Origin of the sequence: Bradyrhizobium iriomotense, assembly GCF_018130765.1 — a bacterium.
In the GTDB taxonomy this organism is placed as follows: Bacteria; Pseudomonadota; Alphaproteobacteria; order Rhizobiales; family Xanthobacteraceae; genus Bradyrhizobium; species Bradyrhizobium iriomotense_A.
Genome location: NZ_JAFCJZ010000005.1, coordinates 267,237 through 284,161 on the forward strand (window position 1 = coordinate 267,237; position 16,925 = coordinate 284,161).

General features: G+C 65.4%; 16 protein-coding genes. 4 read left to right on the forward strand and 12 right to left on the reverse strand.

Going from position 1 to position 16,925, the window contains the following annotated elements; all coding sequences use genetic code 11:
• Positions 1 to 7: 7 nt before the first annotated feature.
• Positions 8 to 1,249: an efflux RND transporter periplasmic adaptor subunit gene (locus JQ635_RS12155; RefSeq protein ID WP_211410092.1), complete on the forward strand. Its 1,242-nt coding sequence runs from the start codon at positions 8 to 10 to the stop codon at positions 1,247 to 1,249.
• On the forward strand, positions 1,246 to 4,398 hold the full coding sequence (locus JQ635_RS12160) for an efflux RND transporter permease subunit (RefSeq protein WP_211410093.1): 3,153 nt from the start codon (positions 1,246 to 1,248) through the stop codon (positions 4,396 to 4,398). The genes JQ635_RS12155 and JQ635_RS12160 overlap by 4 nt, the downstream gene beginning before the upstream one ends.
• A gap of 108 nt (positions 4,399 to 4,506) precedes the next feature.
• Here the strand turns inward: JQ635_RS12160 and JQ635_RS12165 are convergent, their stop codons facing one another.
• From JQ635_RS12165 to JQ635_RS12205, 9 genes are all read right to left on the reverse strand, one after another.
• On the reverse strand, positions 4,507 to 5,445 hold the full coding sequence (locus JQ635_RS12165) for an SMP-30/gluconolactonase/LRE family protein (RefSeq protein ID WP_211410094.1): 939 nt from the start codon (positions 5,443 to 5,445) through the stop codon (positions 4,507 to 4,509).
• A gap of 17 nt (positions 5,446 to 5,462) precedes the next feature.
• Entirely contained in the window at positions 5,463 to 6,200 is a 738-nt protein-coding gene (locus JQ635_RS12170) for an ABC transporter ATP-binding protein (RefSeq protein ID WP_211410095.1), read from the reverse strand.
• Positions 6,193 to 6,975: an ABC transporter ATP-binding protein gene (locus JQ635_RS12175; RefSeq protein WP_246583468.1), complete on the reverse strand. Its 783-nt coding sequence runs from the start codon at positions 6,973 to 6,975 to the stop codon at positions 6,193 to 6,195. Before JQ635_RS12175 ends, JQ635_RS12170 begins: the two co-directional genes overlap by 8 nt.
• On the reverse strand, positions 6,972 to 7,946 hold the full coding sequence (locus tag JQ635_RS12180; protein WP_349631859.1) for a branched-chain amino acid ABC transporter permease: 975 nt from the start codon (positions 7,944 to 7,946) through the stop codon (positions 6,972 to 6,974). Before JQ635_RS12180 ends, JQ635_RS12175 begins: the two co-directional genes overlap by 4 nt.
• Entirely contained in the window at positions 7,939 to 8,829 is an 891-nt protein-coding gene (locus JQ635_RS12185; RefSeq protein ID WP_349631860.1) for a branched-chain amino acid ABC transporter permease, read from the reverse strand. The genes JQ635_RS12180 and JQ635_RS12185 overlap by 8 nt, the downstream gene beginning before the upstream one ends.
• A gap of 2 nt (positions 8,830 to 8,831) precedes the next feature.
• On the reverse strand, positions 8,832 to 9,731 hold the full coding sequence (locus JQ635_RS12190; RefSeq protein WP_211410098.1) for an NAD(P)-dependent oxidoreductase: 900 nt from the start codon (positions 9,729 to 9,731) through the stop codon (positions 8,832 to 8,834).
• A 4-nt stretch (positions 9,732 to 9,735) separates the two neighbouring features.
• A complete protein-coding gene (locus tag JQ635_RS12195; protein WP_211410099.1) occupies positions 9,736 to 10,485 on the reverse strand; it encodes an SDR family NAD(P)-dependent oxidoreductase in 750 nt (249 codons plus the stop codon).
• 97 nt (positions 10,486 to 10,582) lie between these two features.
• Positions 10,583 to 11,788, reverse strand: a complete 1,206-nt coding sequence (locus JQ635_RS12200; RefSeq protein ID WP_211410100.1) for an ABC transporter substrate-binding protein — start codon at positions 11,786 to 11,788, stop codon at positions 10,583 to 10,585.
• A gap of 74 nt (positions 11,789 to 11,862) precedes the next feature.
• A complete protein-coding gene (locus tag JQ635_RS12205) occupies positions 11,863 to 12,675 on the reverse strand; it encodes an HpcH/HpaI aldolase/citrate lyase family protein (protein ID WP_211410101.1) in 813 nt (270 codons plus the stop codon).
• Between the two features lie 111 nt (positions 12,676 to 12,786).
• Between JQ635_RS12205 and JQ635_RS12210 the strand changes: the two genes are divergently transcribed.
• Positions 12,787 to 13,470 (forward strand): GntR family transcriptional regulator, encoded by a 684-nt coding sequence (locus JQ635_RS12210; RefSeq protein ID WP_211410102.1) that lies wholly within the window; start codon positions 12,787 to 12,789, stop codon positions 13,468 to 13,470.
• A complete protein-coding gene (locus JQ635_RS12215) occupies positions 13,467 to 14,042 on the forward strand; it encodes a cysteine hydrolase family protein (protein ID WP_211410103.1) in 576 nt (191 codons plus the stop codon). Before JQ635_RS12210 ends, JQ635_RS12215 begins: the two co-directional genes overlap by 4 nt.
• A gap of 174 nt (positions 14,043 to 14,216) precedes the next feature.
• Here JQ635_RS12215 and JQ635_RS12220 read toward each other — a convergent pair whose 3' ends face one another.
• From JQ635_RS12220 to JQ635_RS12230, 3 genes are read right to left on the reverse strand one after another with little or no spacing between them, the layout of a single operon-like run.
• Entirely contained in the window at positions 14,217 to 15,233 is a 1,017-nt protein-coding gene (locus JQ635_RS12220) for an ABC transporter substrate-binding protein (RefSeq protein WP_211410104.1), read from the reverse strand.
• A 39-nt stretch (positions 15,234 to 15,272) separates the two neighbouring features.
• Positions 15,273 to 16,064 (reverse strand): ABC transporter permease, encoded by a 792-nt coding sequence (locus tag JQ635_RS12225; RefSeq protein WP_211410105.1) that lies wholly within the window; start codon positions 16,062 to 16,064, stop codon positions 15,273 to 15,275.
• On the reverse strand, positions 16,061 to 16,834 hold the full coding sequence (locus tag JQ635_RS12230) for an ABC transporter ATP-binding protein (RefSeq protein WP_246583469.1): 774 nt from the start codon (positions 16,832 to 16,834) through the stop codon (positions 16,061 to 16,063). The genes JQ635_RS12225 and JQ635_RS12230 overlap by 4 nt, the downstream gene beginning before the upstream one ends.
• Between the last annotated feature and the right edge of the window lie 91 nt (positions 16,835 to 16,925).

The following is a 16,925-nucleotide window of genomic DNA, read 5'->3' on the forward strand; positions in this document are numbered from 1 at the left end:
GCGGATGATGAAGCTTGGCGACGTCCCGATCCGATTGCTGGCGACAGGCCTCATGACCGCGCTGACCTGCGGGGTCGCCCGGACGCAGCCTGCCGCCCCCGCGCCTACGGTCGGAATCGTCGAGGTGACACGGCGGCCGATCACTGAGAGCAGCGAGTTTCTCGGCCGCATCGAGGCGATCAACCGGGTCAACGTTGCCGCCCGCGTCACTGCTTTTCTGGAACAGCGGCTCTTCAACGAGGGCGCCGAGATCAAGAAAGGTGACCAGCTCTATCGCCTCGAGCGCGGTCCATTCGAAGCCGATCTTGCGGCCAAGAAGGCGCAGGTGGCACAGCTCGAGGCAACGCTGGAGAATGCAAGGCTGACGACGGAGCGCGCGCGGACCCTGCTCGGAGGACCGGCCGGGCAGCAGTCGACGTACGACGCTGCGATTGCAAACCAGCGCAGCCTGGAAGCCCAGGTGCAGGCCGCGCAGGCGCAGGTCCAGGCCTCGCAAATCAACCTCGACTACACCGTGATCAGCGCGCCGATCGACGGCAAGATCGGACGCACGGCGGTGACAGAAGGCAACATCGTCAGCCCCTCGTCCGGCGTGCTGACCACCATCGTCAGCCAGGATCCGATGTACGTCACCTTTCCCGTGCCGCTGCGCCAGGGGCTCGAGCTGCGCGAGCGATACGGTCCGCAAGGCGGTCTTGAGGCGGTGGTGATCCGATTGCGGCTACCCGACGGGCGCATGTACGGCCAGTCCGGCAAGCTGAACTTCGTCGACAACAGCATCGCGCAAAACACCGACACGATCACGGTGCGGGGCGAGATCGCCAATCCGATCCTGCGCGCCCCGTCCGCAGCGGGCGTCATCGCCCACGAGCTGACCGACGGCGAGTTCGTGACCGTCGTGCTCGAAGGCGTCCAGCCGATCGAGGTGCTGGCGATCCCGCGTTCGGCGGTGCTGTCCGACCAGCGGGGCGACTACGTCCTCGTGGTGGGCGCGAACAACAAGGCCGAACAGCGGCGCATTCAGCTCGGACAATCGACACCGACGATCGCCGCGGTCATCGACGGGCTTGCGGCCGGCGACAAGGTGATCGCCGAAGGCCTGCAGCGGGTTCGTGCCGGCCAGACCGTCACTCCGGATCCGGCAAGCGCACTCATTCTGTCGAGCATGAAGGGCGCATCGAGCGGGCCGGCGCTACCGGCCGACCACGGCACCCGTCCCCCGACACGCCCGGCGGATGGCAGCCCATGATATCGGACGTCTTCGTCGACCGCCCGCGGCTATCGATGGTGATCGCTTTCATCATCACCATCGCCGGCGCGCTGGCGCTGACGCAGATTCCGGTGGCGCAATTTCCGGATATCGTGCCGCCTCAGGTCACCGTGGCCGCGACCTTCCCCGGCGCCTCGGCCGAAGTGGTGGAGAGCAGCGTCGCCCAGCCGCTGGAGGCTCAGGTCATCGGCGTCGACCGCGCGCTGTACATGAAATCGACCAGCGCCAATGACGGCAGCTACACGCTGACGGTTTCGTTCGCGCTCGGCACCAATCCCGACATCAACACCGTCAACGTCAACAATCGCGTGCAGAGCGCGCTGTCGCAATTGCCCACGGAGGTGCAGCAGCAGGGCGTCACCGTGCAGAAGCGGTCCTCGTCGATCCTGCAGTTTCTGGTGCTGTACAGTGCCGATGGCCGGCAGGATCCGCTCTTCATCACCAACTACGCCATCATCAACGTGCTGGACGCGATTGCCAGCACCCCCGGGGTGGGCCAGGCCAATCTGTTCGCCAAGATGAACTATTCGATGCGGATCTGGTTCGATACGCAGCGGCTCACCAGCCTCGGCCTGACCCCGGCGGACGTGATCGCCGCAATCCGCGCGCAGAGCGTCCAGGCTCCCGTCGGCCGTATCGGCGCGCGGCCGATCAGCAGCGACCAGCAGTTCCAGTTCAACGTGCAGACACTGGGCCGGCTCGCCACCGTCGATCAATTCGCCAACATCGTGCTGCGCGCCAATCCGGACGGATCATCGCTGCTGGTGAAGGATGTCGCCCGCGTCGAGATGGGCGCGCAAAACCTCGACAGCGAAGCGCGGATCGACGGGCGCGCCGCTGTTCCGGTCGCGATCTATCTCGCGCCGGGCGCCAATGCGGTGACCACCGCGCGCGCGGTGGCGGAGACGATGCAGCGGCTGTCCGCCCGGTTTCCCGCGGGCCTCAGCTATCTCGTGCAATACGACTCCACGACGTTCGTCCGCGACACCATTGCGGAGGTGTTGCGGACACTGGGCGAGGCGTTCGTCCTGGTGGTGATCGTGGTCTATTTGTTCCTCGGAAACCTCAGAGCCACGACGATTCCCGCCGTCGCCGTCCCGGTCAGCCTGGTGGGCACCTTCGCCGTCCTGCTGACTTTCGGCTATTCGGCCAACACGGTATCCCTGCTCGCCATGGTGCTCGCCATCGGCATCGTCGTCGACGACGCCATCGTCGTGGTGGAGAACGTCGAGCGCGTCATGGCAGAGGAGCCCGACCTGTCGCCGGCGGAGGCCAGCAAGAAGGCCATGCGGCAGATCACAGCGCCGATCATCGCCATTACCCTGGTGCTGCTCTCGGTGTTCGTCCCGATCGCATTCATTCCCGGCATTTCGGGCACGCTGTTTCGTCAGTTCGCGGTGACCATCAGCGCCGCCATGATGATCTCGGCCTTGAACGCGCTGACGCTCTCGCCGGCGCTGTGCGCCCTGCTGCTGCGCCACGGTGGCCCGCGCCGGGGTCTCATCGGCCGCGTGCTCGGCGGGATCGACTGGGTGCGCGATCGCTACAGCAGCGGCGTCCGCCACCTGGTGCGCATGGCCTCCTTGTCACTGCTGCTCGTGGCGGTCTTTGCCAGCGGGATCTTCGGCCTGTCGCTGGTCACGCCGACGGGCTTCCTGCCGGAGGAGGACCAGGGAGCCTTCTTCACCTCGGTGCAATTGCCCGATGGCGCATCGGTGGCGCGGACCAGCGCGGTCACACGGCAAGTCGAGGACATCCTGAAACAGATACCGGCCGTCGACCACGTCCTGGCGGTGATCGGCTTCTCGCTGCTCGACGGCGCCTCCGAGCCGAACAGCGCGCTGGTGGTGGCGCGGCTGAAACCTTTCGCCGACCGAAAGGCGGCGGCGGATTCGGCACAGGCGCTGATCGCCAGGATGTTTGCAGCCGGCGCGCAGATTCGACAGGCCAACGTGCTCCCGTTCAACCTGCCGCCGATCATCGGGCTCTCGACCGGAGGCGGCTTCGAATATCAGTTGCAGGCGCTGGAGGGACAGTCTCCGGCCGCGATCTCCAGCGTCACCAACGCACTGATCGGCGCCGCCAATGCCGATCCTCGGCTTGCGCGCGTATTCTCGACATTCACCGCGACCAACCCGTCGCTCTATCTCGATATCGACCGCCGCAAGGCCCAGGCGCTGGGCGTCACCGTCAGCGACATCTTCACTGCTCTCCAGGCCACGCTTGGCGGAATCTATGTCAACAATTTCAACCTGTTCGGCCGGACCTGGCAGGTCAATCTTCAAGGCGAGGCGTTCGACCGGGCCGACACCTCGGACATCTGGCGCATCTATGTGCGCAACAGCACCGGCGAGATGGTGCCGTTGAGATCGCTGGCGGGGCTGAAGATCGTAACCGGGCCGCAGGTCATCACCCGCTACAACAACTACCGCTCGGTGACCATCAACGGCAGTCCTGCGCCGAACATCTCCTCGGGCACCGCGATGGCTGCCATGACTGAGATCTCCGACACCGTGCTGCCGTCGGGTTACACTTTCGCATGGACCGGCACCGCCTATCAGGAGCAACAGGCCGCCGGCCAGACCGGCATCGTGCTGATGCTGGCCGTCTTGTTCGCCTATTTGTTCCTGGTCGCGCTCTATGAGAGCACCGTGATCCCCATCCCCGTGCTGCTCTCGGCCGTCGTCGGCGTGCTCGGATCCTATCTCGGCATCAAGGTCGCGGGGCTCAACCTCGATCTCTATGGCCAGATTGGCCTCGTGGTCCTGATCGCCCTCGCCGCCAAGAACGGCATCCTGATCGTCGAATTCGCGAAGGAGCAACGCGAGGCGGGCATGGCGCTCGATGAGGCCGCAGTCCAGGGCGCCCATATGCGCTTTCGCGCCGTCATGATGACCTCGGCCGCCTTCATCCTCGGCCTACTGCCGCTCGTCGTCGCAACGGGCGCTGCAGCGCTCAGCCGTCGCGCAGTGGGCACGGCGGTGTTTGCCGGCATGCTGGCCGCAAGCTCGATCGGGATATTCCTGGTGCCGATGCTCTATGTGGTCTTTCAACGCATCCGCGAGCGCGCGAAAGCCGCTTTCAAATCAAGCCATCGGCCGAATTCGCCCGACCGCAATGTGGTCTAAAGCGCGATGAGATTTGGATGAATCGTCCTCGCGCTTTAGGTTGTTGTTTGCGCATGATCTTTTCGGAAAACCGCTTCGCACTTTTCCGGATCATGCTTTAGGCGGGCTTCAACCGCGTGCGGTCAGGGGATCGTTGAGGGCGAGACCCGCCCTCGGCCAATCGACCGCAATCAGCCGCCCGGTGCCGGAGAGTGTGATGAAGGCGGTGCGCATATCCGGGCCGCCGAAGCAGATGTTGGTGCAATAGACCTCGTCGGCTTCGTGGAATTCGATCAACCGGCCGTCCGGCGAAAACACGCTAACACCGCCACGTACCAGCGTTGCGACGCAGATGTTGCCGCTCTCTTCCACAGCGAGCGAATCGAACCGCTGGTAACCCGGCAGTCCGTGCAGCAAGCGGCCGCCATTCGGCGATGGCCACGATTCCTTGGCAACCTCGCCTTCGCCGGTGATGGGATAGCTCCAGATCCGGCTGGTCTCGGTCTCCGAAACGTAGAGCGTACGCCCATCCGGTGACAGGCCGACGCCGTTCGGCGTCATGATCGGAAAGATCGCTTCCTTGATCATCGAGCCGTCGGTGCACGCATAATAGACCGCGCCGCGATCCATCAGCCGGCCATAGGTCTTGCCGAGATCGGTGAACCAGAAGCCGCCCTTGTCGTCGAAGACGATGTCGTTTGGCCCTTTCAGAGGGACGCCGTTGCAACTGTCGTAAAGGGTTTTGACGGCGCCGGTAGCAAGGTCGACCTGCTCGATGCGCCCCGTCGTATAGTCCTCGGCGCGGCCGGTCGGACGGGCAAAATTGCTTTCGTCCCTCTGCCAGGAAAAGCCGCCATTGTTGCAGACATAGCATTTTCCGTCCGGGCCGATGGCTGCGCCATTCGGCCCGCCGCCGAGATGCGCAATCACCTCTTTCCGGCCCGACCGAAGCACGCGCGTCAACCGGCCGCCCTCGATTTCAACGACGATCACGCTGCCATCGGCGAGCGCGACCGGCCCTTCGGGAAAGGCCAGTCCACTTGCGATCTCCTTGCCCTCGAGGCGCATCCCGTCACTCCATCTCTTTATGCCGGCGCCGGCTGGCCCGCGCCGAGATAGGCTTCCACGGCCTCGGCCCGGCTCGCCGGCGTGGCGAGATCTGCCGCGTTGCGATGACCGACGATGACACCGTTGCGCACGAAATAGAGCTCGTCCGCCACCTTCATCGTCATGCGGAAATTCTGCTCGACCAGCATGATGGCAAGGCCGGTGTCCTGCTTGATGGTCACGAGGCGCTCGAACACCCGTCGGATCAGCAGCGGCGCCAGTCCCAGCGACGGCTCGTCGAGCAGGAGCAGCCGCGGCGCGCTCATCAGGCCGCGCCCGATCGCGAGCATCTGCTGCTCGCCGCCGCTCAGCATCCAGGCCGGCGACTTCAGGCGGTTCGCGATCTCGGGGAACAGCTCCAGCATGAGATCGCGCCGCTGTCGCTGCACCCGCGCATCGAGGAAGAAACCGCCGAGCAGGAGATTTTCCGCGACAGTCAGCGAGCCGACAATCTGGCGTCCCTCTGGGACATAGACGATGCCGCGCCTGACGCGCTGCCGGGCGGCGAGCGCTGCGATGTCCTCGCCGGCAAAACGCATCTCGCCCACCGCCGGCACCAGGCCCGCGATGGCCTTGAGCACCGACGACTTGCCGGCACCGTTGGCACCGAGCAGCGCCACCACGCCTCTCTCCGGCACAGCAAGATCGACATTTTCGACGACGCGCGCCCTGCCATAGCTGACCGCAAGGCCGCGCGCCGAGAACAGCTCAGTCATCGGCGTCGTCTCCGAGGTAGACGCGGATCACGTCCGGATGCGCGCGGATTTCCGCCGGCGTGCCGTTCGCGATCATCCTGCCGAAATTGAGCACATAGATGTGCTCGCAGAGCTCCATGATCAGGTCCATGTCGTGCTCGACGACGAGAAGCACGAGGTCGGGCCGCATCAACCGCTTCAGGGCACGCATCAGGTCACGCGTCTCGACGGCGTTCAGTCCCGCAGCCGGCTCGTCGAGCAGGATTGCCCTGGGTTCGCTCGCGATGGCGCGCGCGATCTCGGCGAGACGCAGCGTGCCCGGCGGCAGATCTGACGGCTTATGATGGGCGGCGGAAGCAATGCCGAGCTCGCTCAGCGCCGCCATGGCGCGGCGCTCGGTGTCCTCTCGCTCGGCCTGCTGCGCCGGCGTCGGCACGAAGGCGCTGAACCATCCGGACCGCCGCTTCAGGGTGAGACCGACGAGAACGTTCTCGAGCAGCGACAGCTCCGGGCACATCGCCAGATTCTGGAAGCTGCGGGTGATGCCGCACGCGGCCCGCTGCGCCGGACCCATGCCGTCCAGCGGTGTGCCGGCAAAACTGCTGTGGCCGCGCTGGCCGTGGTAGAGCCCGGTGAGACAGTTGAACAGGCTGGTCTTGCCCGCGCCGTTCGGCCCGATCAGGCCGGTGATGACGCCGGGCTTCAGCGTCAGCGAGACGTCGCTGAGAACCTGAAGCCCGCCGAAGCCGAGCGAGATGCCTTCGGCGACGAGCCCGCTGCCGATGGTGGCCATCATCGTCCCCTCCGGCGTGGCAGGAAGCGGCGCAGGTCGCCGGCATTCGCTGCCAGCGTGACGACGATCAGCGCCACGCCGTAAAGGATCGGAACCCAGTCGCCGGCTTTCGCGAGATAGGTCGGCACCAGTGTGATGAAGGCGCCGCCGACGAGCGCCGCCGGCAATGACAGCCGGTTCAGGCTGACGACCGAGCCGACCAGCAGGAAGACGCCGCTGAAGAAGGTAAAGCTGTTCGGCGAAACGGTCGACGATGCAAAGCCCGTCATGGCACCTGCCAGCGAGGCCAGCGCGGCGCTCAACGTGAAGATCGAGACGCGCGCCCAGCTCCGTGTGATCCCCATCGCCTCGGCCGCGCGCGGCTGGGCCTGCGCCATCAGCAGCGCCAGGCCTTGCGCCGACTTGCGGAAATGCGAGAGCGCCAGACAGACGACGACCAGAAGCACGAGCGCCACGTAGTAGCGCTGCAACGCCTTCGAGATGCCGGGGATCAGGTCCTGTGCGATGTAGAGACCTTCAAAGCCGCCGGTGAACTTCTCGAAGCCGATCAGGATCTCCGGCAACGCGAGCGCCAGCGCCATGGTTGCCACCGCCAGATAGATCCCGGACAGCCGCCGTGAGGGGAATGCAAAGACGAAGCCCGCGATGGCGCCGAGCAGAACCGCCAGCGGCAGGCTCACGGCGATCGACAGGCCGAGGCGGTGCTCGACGATCGCAACGGCATAGGCTCCGAGCGCCACGAAGAAGCTGTGCCCGATCGACACCTCGCCACCGTAACGCACCAGCATGCTGACGGAAAGAACAGCCAGCGCGTTCGCAAAGCACAGCGACAGGCTGTAGAGCAGGAAGCCGCCGGCAAGCAGCGGCAGCAGCGCCAGCGCCGCGACCAAAGCAAAGATCGACAGCCGCGCGGCATCGACATTGCCGTTGCGCGCCGACACGCCGGCCTTGGTCCCGTGAGCAAGCTCAGACACGGCCACCGATCGCCCTTTCCAAAAGTCCGTTGGGGAAGAAGTTGAGCGTCAGCAGGATCACGCCGAGCAGGAACGTGTTCATGAATTCCGGCGAGACGTAGAACGAGAACAGGTTCATGGCGATGCCGACCAGGATGCCACCGACGGCGGCGCCCGGCAGGCTCGAGAAGCCGCCGACCACGGCCGCGGTGAAGGCCTGCAGCATGAAGGACGGCACCGTCGTCGAGCTCAGGAACGTCGTCGGCACGATCAGCAGTGCTGCAACGAGACCGAGGACAGCGCCGGCGAGCCAGGAGAACAGGTGAACCGAGCGCAGGTTCAGCCCGCAGACCTCGCAGGCGAACGGGTTGGTCGATACCGCGCGGAAGGCGACTCCGAGCTTGGTGCGCTCGATGATCACGAACAAGCCGGCGACGATCGCGATGGTGACGGCGAGGACGGCGAGATCGTAGGAGGAGACTCTGACCGCGCCGAGGCTGAAGCTGAATCGCGGCACCGGGAGGTCGAGATTGACGATATCGGCGCCGAACACGAGCTGAACGCCGCCTTGCAGGACCAGCCCGACGCCGAGCGTTGCGATGGTCGAGGCGAGATCGGATTTGAAGACGATCGGCGCGATCAGGGCATAGCTTACGACCGCAACCGCGCAGGCAATGCCGAGCGCCAGCGCCACCGCGCTGCCCCAGGACAGGCTGAGCAGGCTGCCGCTGGAGAAGCCATAAACCACGAAGGCGCCGAGACAGGCGAGATTGCCGTGCGAGAAGTTCACGACGCGCGAACTCTTGAACACCATGACGAGACCGAGCGCACCGACGCCGTAGAGGCAGCCGGAGATGATGCCAGACCAGAGCAGCGGCAGAATGTCCCTGATGAATCCGGCCACGCTCACCCCTGCCCTTCGCTGGGCACGCCGCCCTTCTCGATGAACTCGATCACGCCGGGGAAATAGCGGCCCGACAGGCCGTGCCGGCACGCCGCGTCGTAGTAGCGGCGCGCAAGCTCGGCGACACCGGGACGGGTGCCGGTATCGGCGGCGAGCTGAAGCACGTAGTCGAGGTCCTTCAGCACGTATTCCGGCGGAAAGGCCTTTTCCGGAAAATTGCGCGGCAGCATCGCCTTGGTGCCGTGATTGCGCAGCACGAAGCTGTCGCCCGAGCCCTTCGACACGGCGCTGAGCAGCGTCTCGGGCTTCACGCCGGCGCGCTCGCCGACCACCATCATCTCGGCCAGCGCCAGCGTGTGCTCGAACACCAGCGCATTGTTGATCAGCTTGACGACCTGGCCGCAGCCGACCTCGCCGCAATGGGTGACGTCGGACCCGATATAGTCGAGCAGCGGCTTGATCTGCGCGAACACAACCGCCTCCGCACCGACCATGATGCTGAGCTCGCCGCGCTGCGCGGCCTCCCGCGTGCGCGCCACCGGCGCGTCCGCGAAGGCAAAGCCCTTGGCCTTCAGCCGATCGGAGACGCTGCGCGCCAGCGAAACGGGCGTGGTGCTGAGGTCGACGATGGTCGTCCCCGGCCGCGCGGCCTGCGCGATTGTGGACGCGACCGCTTCGACCTGAGGGCCGCCCGGCAAGGATAGGAAGATGACATCCGCGGCGGCAGCCAGCGCTTCGAGCGAGGCGGCGGCTTCCGCCTTGGTGTCGGACAGCGCGGCGACCGCCGCGGCGTCGCGGTCGAACATCAGCACGCGACCGGCATGCTTCTTCGCCATGTTCCTGCACATCGGCCCGCCCATGACGCCGAGGCCGATGAAGCCGATGGTCTTCGCTGCGTTCATGAGCTCAATCCATCAACATGCCGCCATTGACGTCGAGCACCGTGCCGGTGATCCAGTTCGACGCCGGCGAGCAGAGGAACAGAATACTCTGGGCGATATCCTCGGGCTGGCCGAACCGCCCCAGCGGCACGGCGCCATTCGGCGACGGCGCTGCCCGGTCGGTGACAGTCGCCCACATGGGCGTCTCGACCGGGCCCGGCGCGATGATGTTGGCGTAGACGCCCTTGCCAGCCCCGTTCTTGGCGACCCATTTCATCAGGCCGTGCACGGCGGATTTCGCCGCGACATAGGCCGGGCCCGACGCGACGCCGCCGATCTTGGCGGCGATGGAGCCAAGCGCCACGATCTTGCCGAAGCCGCGCTCAGCCATGACCGGGTAGAGCTTGCGCACGGGATTGACCGTGCCCATCAGGTTGACGGCCAGGATCCTGTCCCACTCTTCATCTGTCGACTGCGGCAACGGCGTATTGGCGATCGTGCCGGCGCAGAGCACGAGGATGTCGATCTTGCCGCGCGCCTTCAGCTCCGCGTCGATCAACCTCTCGACGGCTCCGCGATCCGTCACGTCGCAGCGACGATAGCTCGCTCTTTCCGGAAACTTGCCGCCGTCTTCAACAATGTCGGTGGCGATGACGTCGGCGCCGGCCGCGCAGAACGCGGCAACGACGGCGCGGCCGATGCCGCCGGCAGCTCCCGTGATGAGGGCAATTTGTCCGTCGAGACGCGAGGGCCCGCTCAAGGGCGATCCAGCCATGTCGTGCTTTCCTTGTTTTTCTTGCCTTGTTTTTCTTGGTAGTTGAGACGAGCAGCGGGGGACCGTGTCTTGCGGTCACCCGCTGCAAACGAACGGCTCAGGCCGGCTTGGCGTCGAAGGCCACCGCAGGATAGGGCTTGAAGTCGCGCACCATGACGAAGGAGCCCTGCGCTTGCAGGATCGCTTCCTGGCGCGTGCCGCGGTGATCGGCGCCGGTGAAGGTCACCTTGCGGGCGCCGCCGACCGAAGCGTTGCTCAGCGTGTTGCCCGCCTCGACCAAATTGGCGCGCGTGATCGGCTTGCCGCTGTCGACCAGCGCACCGAAGATGCTGCCGAACAGCGCGGCATTGCTCCAGCCGTTGAGCCCGAACACGCCGACTGGGTCGTTCGGATAGTACTTCGTCACCGCGTCACGATAGGCCTTGATCTCGGGTTCGGCGCTATCGACCGGCAGCAGCCACGAGGAGAAGTAGACGCCGTTGAGGAGATCGCCCGTCAGCTTGTAGGTCGCGGGATCGGCGGTGAAGAAGGGCGCAAACCACGTCATCTTGACGCCCTGGCGATCGGCCGCCTTCAGCGCAGCCGCGAGATTGGCATTGGAGCCGAACAGGATCGCCGCCTGCGCCTCGGAGTTGGCAACGCGGCGGATGTGCGGGGTGAAGTCGGTGGTCTTCACCTCGAACGGCACCGACTCCGCCGGCGTGAGCTTGTTGGCCTCCATGAAGAGATCGAAGCCGCGCTTGGCCGAGCGTCCGAGCTCGTCATTCTCCCACAGCAGCGCGATCTTCTTCAGCTTGAGATCGTTGACGGCGAACTCGGCATTGGAGGCCGCCGACCAGCCGTAATCGGGCAGCAGCGGAAAGATGTTCGGCTCGGCGAAAAACGCGCTGGCGCCGCCGATCGGCCCGATCATGGCGAGGCCGTTTTCCTTGGCATAGGGAATGACGGCGACATTGGTGGCGGTGCCCACCGCGGCCACCAGTGCGAAGATGTGATTGTCCTCGACGAGACGCCGGACGGCGGCGACGCTGCGGGCGGGATCGTAGCCGTCGTCGAGCGTCACATAATTGATCTTCCAGCCCTTGATGCCGCCGGCCTCGTTGACACTCTTGAAATAGGCGTCCGCGGCGTGGGTCAGGATGGCGTAGAACGGGACCGGCCCGGTGACCGGGGTGAACCCGCCGATGGTGATGGTCTTGGCCGCGGCATCGACGCCGATCTCGTCGGCGAGGAGCGATGAGCCGGGATAGGCCGACGCCAGCGCGGCGGCGCCCGACAGCTTGAGAAAGTCACGCCTCTTCATAGGCCCCTCCCCGATATTTGTTTTTCTCCGACAATCTTTAGAGCGCGGAACTTGGCTGGTCAAGAGAAAATGCATTATGCATTATGTCCAAGCGCGCCGGCCAGGATCAGCTCGGCGCGGCGGATGACCGGCGCATCGATCATCTTGCCGTCCAGCGCCACCGCGGCGCCGTTGGCACCTTCGGCGACCTCCAGCACCCGACGGGCCCAGACGACTTCATCGGCCGTGGGCCGGAAGGCCTCGTTGACCAGCTCGACCTGGGCCGGATGGATGCAGAGCTTTGCGCCAAAGCCCAGCGCCTTGGCGCGGCCGACCGCCGCGCCGAAGGCCGCGGGATCCGTCCACGACGTCGTCACGCCGTCGATCGGCGGCGCCAATCCGGCCAGCCGCGATTCCAGCACGATTTGCAGGCGAACCGGATCAAGCTCCTGTGCTGTCTCGGTCACGCCGGCATCGATGCCGAAGTCGAGATTGCCAAAGGCCAATTGCGAGACCAGCCCGCTCTTGCCGATACTCCGCAGCTCCGCGTAGCCCCTGACCGTCTCGATCAGCGCGATGACCTCGGAAGGCCGATCCAGGGATCCCACCAGGCGATTGAGCGCGCCGGGCTCGGCCTTCGGCAGCATCAACCTAGTCACGCCGGCGCGACGGATCATGTCCATGTCAGCAGCGAAGAACGGAGTATCGGCTCCGTTCACGCGCACGATCGCATCGCCCCGCCCGCTCCACTGCGCGATGAAGCCGCGCGCCGCGCCCTTGTCGGCTGGCGCGACAGCATCCTCGAGATCGAGGATGACCTGATGGGCGCCGCAGGCCGCCGCCTTATCGAACCGCTCGGGTCGGTTGGCCGGGACAAACAGGAAGGAGCGGGACAAAGCGCTGGACATTGGGTCTCAACCTCGATTATGCATTATGCATTATCGTTTGTACTTCTATCCTCCCCGATGTGCCGCGTCTATGGTGGTCGCGGGCAAATCAGGCGGGGGCAGCGGCATCCAATGGAATATCGGACGAAAGAGGAGCAGGTCGCCGACTACCTCCGCGAGGGCATCATCTCGGGGCGGTTGCCGCGCGGCGCCCGGCTGAAGCAGACCGAGATCGCCCAGGAGCTCAAGATCAGCATCACGCCGGTTCGCGAGGCGCTGAAGCTGCTCGAGGCGGAAGGCTATCTCGCGAGCGACTCCTACCGCGGCGCGACCGTGGCGCCGTTCGACGTCGAGGCCTCCACCGAGATCCTGAAGCTGCGGATCACGCTCGAGACCCAGCTGGTCGAAAGCGCCGTGCGCAACATCACCGCCGAGGAGATCGCCGAGCTGCGCGAGTTGGCGCGGCAGTTCGAGGAGGCTGCACTCGCCAATGACAGCACGTCGGCGCGCGGCATCAACTACCGCTTCCATCGCCGCATGTACGATTTCGCGCGGCTGCCGAAGACGCTGCATTTCGTGCAGGTGCTGTGGGCGCAATATCCGTTCGACGTCATCAATCGCATCGGCGGCCGTGCCGTGCGCGCCGCCAAGGAGCACAACGAGCTCCTGAAGAACGTGATCGAGGGCGACGCCGCGAGCGCGATGCTGACGATGCGGCAGCACATCGAGACCGGCTGGACCGAGTTGCGCAACAGCATGCCGGCGAGGTCCGAAAATCCCGTCAAATCGAAGAGCTCTGAGAAGGAGACGCTATGAAGCCGATGCTGCTCGTCATGGATATGCTGAACGACCTCGTCCACGAGAACGGCGCGGGCGCAAAGACATATGTCCCGCTGATGAAGGAGCGTGACGTGCTCGGCCGCACCAGGGCGCTGATCGCGAAGGCGCGCGCCGCCGGTGCGCTGATCGGCTACGTCCGCGTCGGCTTCTCGCCCGACTACAGGGAATGCCCGCCCAATTCTCCGATCTTCTCCCGCGCCAAGGGCGCCGGCCTGTTCAAGCTCGGCACCTGGGGTACCGAGGTGCATCCCGATCTGAAGCCGGAGGCCGGCGATTTCGACATCGTCAAGCATCGGGTGAGCCCGTTCTACGGCACCTCGCTGGAGCCGATCCTGCGCGCCCATGGGGTGACCGATCTGATCCTCACCGGCGTCTCCACCAACGGCGTGGTCCACACCGGCGCGCGCGAAGCGCACGACCGCGACTATGCCTGCACGGTACTGGAAGACTGCTGCGCCGGCGGCACCACGGACGAGCACGACAGCGCACTGCGCTGCCTCGCCCGCTTTGCGGCGATCAAGAACAGCGCCGATGTGAGCTTTGGCTGACGCTCTTCTTCCCTTCTCCCCCTGTGGGAGAAGGTGGCGCGAAGCGCCGGATGAGGGATTCGTTCCGCACACTCAACTGCGAGAGTCATGCGCGGAGAGAGACCCCTCACCCGGCTTTGCTTCGCAAAGCCACCCTCTCCCGCAAGGGGAGAGGGTGCACTGCCAACGCGGCACTCACGTCCCCAGCCATCGCGGATTGATCGCCTGCTGATAGGTGACGCCGCGCACGGCATCGCTGAACTTCAGCTCGAACTCGATATTGTGCGCGAACTGCTGCTCCGACAATGTCGGCGGTACCGAGACCGTCATGCGCTGATCCGACACCGTGTGCTTGATCAGCTCGACATTCGTCTGCTGAAAATATCTGTCATGCAGGAGCTGGCCGGCGGCCGCAGGGTCATTCCGGATCAGCTCTGATGCCCTGGTCATCCCGCGGACCAGCGATGCAGCGACCTCCGGGTTCCTGTCGAGAAAATCCGGCCGGCCGCACAGCACGGTGTAGAGAAAGTTCTCGATGCCAGGCACCTCGCCGTGCGACGGACGCGCCGCCCAGACCGCGAGGCCGTCTTCCACGGCCTGATTGTTCGCAGGCGCCGTCGTGTTGAAGCCGTCGATCTGGCCGGAGCGCAGCGCCAGATACATTTTGTCGAGCTTGACCACCGTGAGGCTGACGTCCTTCTCGGGATCGAGCCCGCCAAGCGACAGCAGATAGCGCCAGATCTTGTCGGTGCCGCTGCCGCGCCCGGAGATCGCGAGCGTCAGGCCCTTCATCCGCGCCATGCGCTCCTTCAGCGGCATCTCGGGCGCGAGACCGATCTTCTCCGCCGTCTTCCGGCTGACGACGGCATCGCTCGCATATTGCGACATCAGCGGCGCGAAGGCGTTGATCTTCTGGCCCTTGGCGACGGCCAGAATCACGTCGCTCATCACGAGACCGGCGACATCGACGCTGCCGCCGAGAATCGCCGCCATGCTATTGGTGCCGCTGCCGGTATCGATCAGCGTGACGTCGAGGCCGGCATCCTTCATGAAGCCGGCCGCCGTCGCCACCAGCAGCGGCAGATAGGCGAAGGTGTAGCCGCCGATAGCAATTGTCACCGGTCTGCCTGCGCCCTGCGCCCGGCTTGGTGTGACCTCGCTGGCCAGCGCGGCTCCGGCCATACCACCCAGCATCATCCGACGCGTGATCATGATGTCCTCCCTCGTCTTGTTATTGTGACCGTCTCCCTGTCAGCGCCAGCGGAAGATCCAGCTCTCCAGCCGTCCGAGCGCTTCGTTCAACAGCGTGGTGACGAGCATCAGCGCGAACAGCGCGGCGAACACCCCGGCGGTGTCGAGCTGCCCCGCCGAGTTCTGCGTGAGGTAGCCAATGCCGGCATTGGACGCCATCATCTCGGCCGCGACCGCGCCGACGAAGCCGTAGGGCAGACCGAGCTTCAAGCCGGTGAACAGCCACGGCAGCGCCGACGGAAAGATCACCATGCGCTGGACTGCGAATTTGCCTCCGCCCATGGTGCGGAGCGCATCGACCATCTTCTGGTCGACCTCCCGCACGCCGCGCAGGGTCGAGAAGAACACCAGGAAGAAGACGCTGATCGCGGCCAGCACGATCTTCGGCGCGAGCCCGATGCCGAACCACATGATGAAGAGCGGCGCGAGCGCGACCTTGGGCACGCCGTACACCGCCGTGACGAACGGATCGACCGTGCGATGCAGGGTGTCGCTCGCGCCGACCAGCAGCGCGAGCAGCACGCCCGCCGTCGCCCCCAGCACGAAGCCCGCGAACGTTTCCTTGAAGGTGATCATCAGGTGATAGCCGAGCTGGCCGCTCGCCGTCCATGTCACCAGTGTTTTGAACACGGCGGCCGGGCTGCTGACCCAGAACGGATCGAGCAGCGGGCCCGATGCGACCTGCCACGCTGCCAGCATCGCAACCAGGAAGATCGCGCGATAGAGCCACACGCGGCTGGATGAGTTCAGCGCCGGTTCGCCCTGCGCCTCGGACAGTGCCTGCGTGCTCATGACGGCCGCCTCACTGGCGCTTCCAGGGCCGCCCAGAGCCGCCGGTAATGCTCCTCGAATGCGGGATGGAATCGCACCTCGTGCACCTCGCGCGGCCTCGGGATGGCTATCGACTCGTCGAGCCTGATCTGGCAGGGGCGCGGCGAGAACACCAGAACACGGTCCGCAAGTGTAATCGCCTCCACGATGTCGTGAGTCACGAACACCACCGTCTTGCGCCGCGCCGACCATAATTTCAGAAGCTCTGCCTGAAGCACCAGCTTGAGCTGGGCGTCGAGCGGCCCAAACGGTTCGTCCATCAGCAGCACCGGCGGATCGTAGATCAGCGTGCGGGCCAGCATCGCGCGCTTGCGCATGCCGCCGGAAAGCTGGCTCGGATAATGTCGCTCGAAACCCTCGAGGCCCACCTGTGCGATCAAGTCGCGCACGCGCGCGGCTATCTCGGGACGATCGACATTGCGCAGCTCCAGCGGAACGGCAACGTTCTGCTCGACCGTCCGCCACGGCAGCAGACTGTCATGCTGCGTGAGATAGCCGATCCCGGTGTTGACCGCGGCAACCGGTGCGCCCTGACACAGCACAGCTCCCGCGCTCGGCCGATCGAGGCCGGCAAGCAAGTTCAGCACGGTCGATTTGCCCGATCCGCTCGGACCGACAATGGCGAGAAACTCCCCATTGTTCAGAGAGAAGTTCAATCCGCTGAGAACGTCGACCCGGCCATTGCGTGAGCTGAAGGTTTTGCCGACGCCGCGCAGCTCGACCGCGGGCATGCACTCTGCCTCGCATCCTTGCGCAGGGACAACAGACAGGTGCGCCGATCTCATCGCCTTGACCTCCCCTGCACTCTTTTCTTTTTATGAC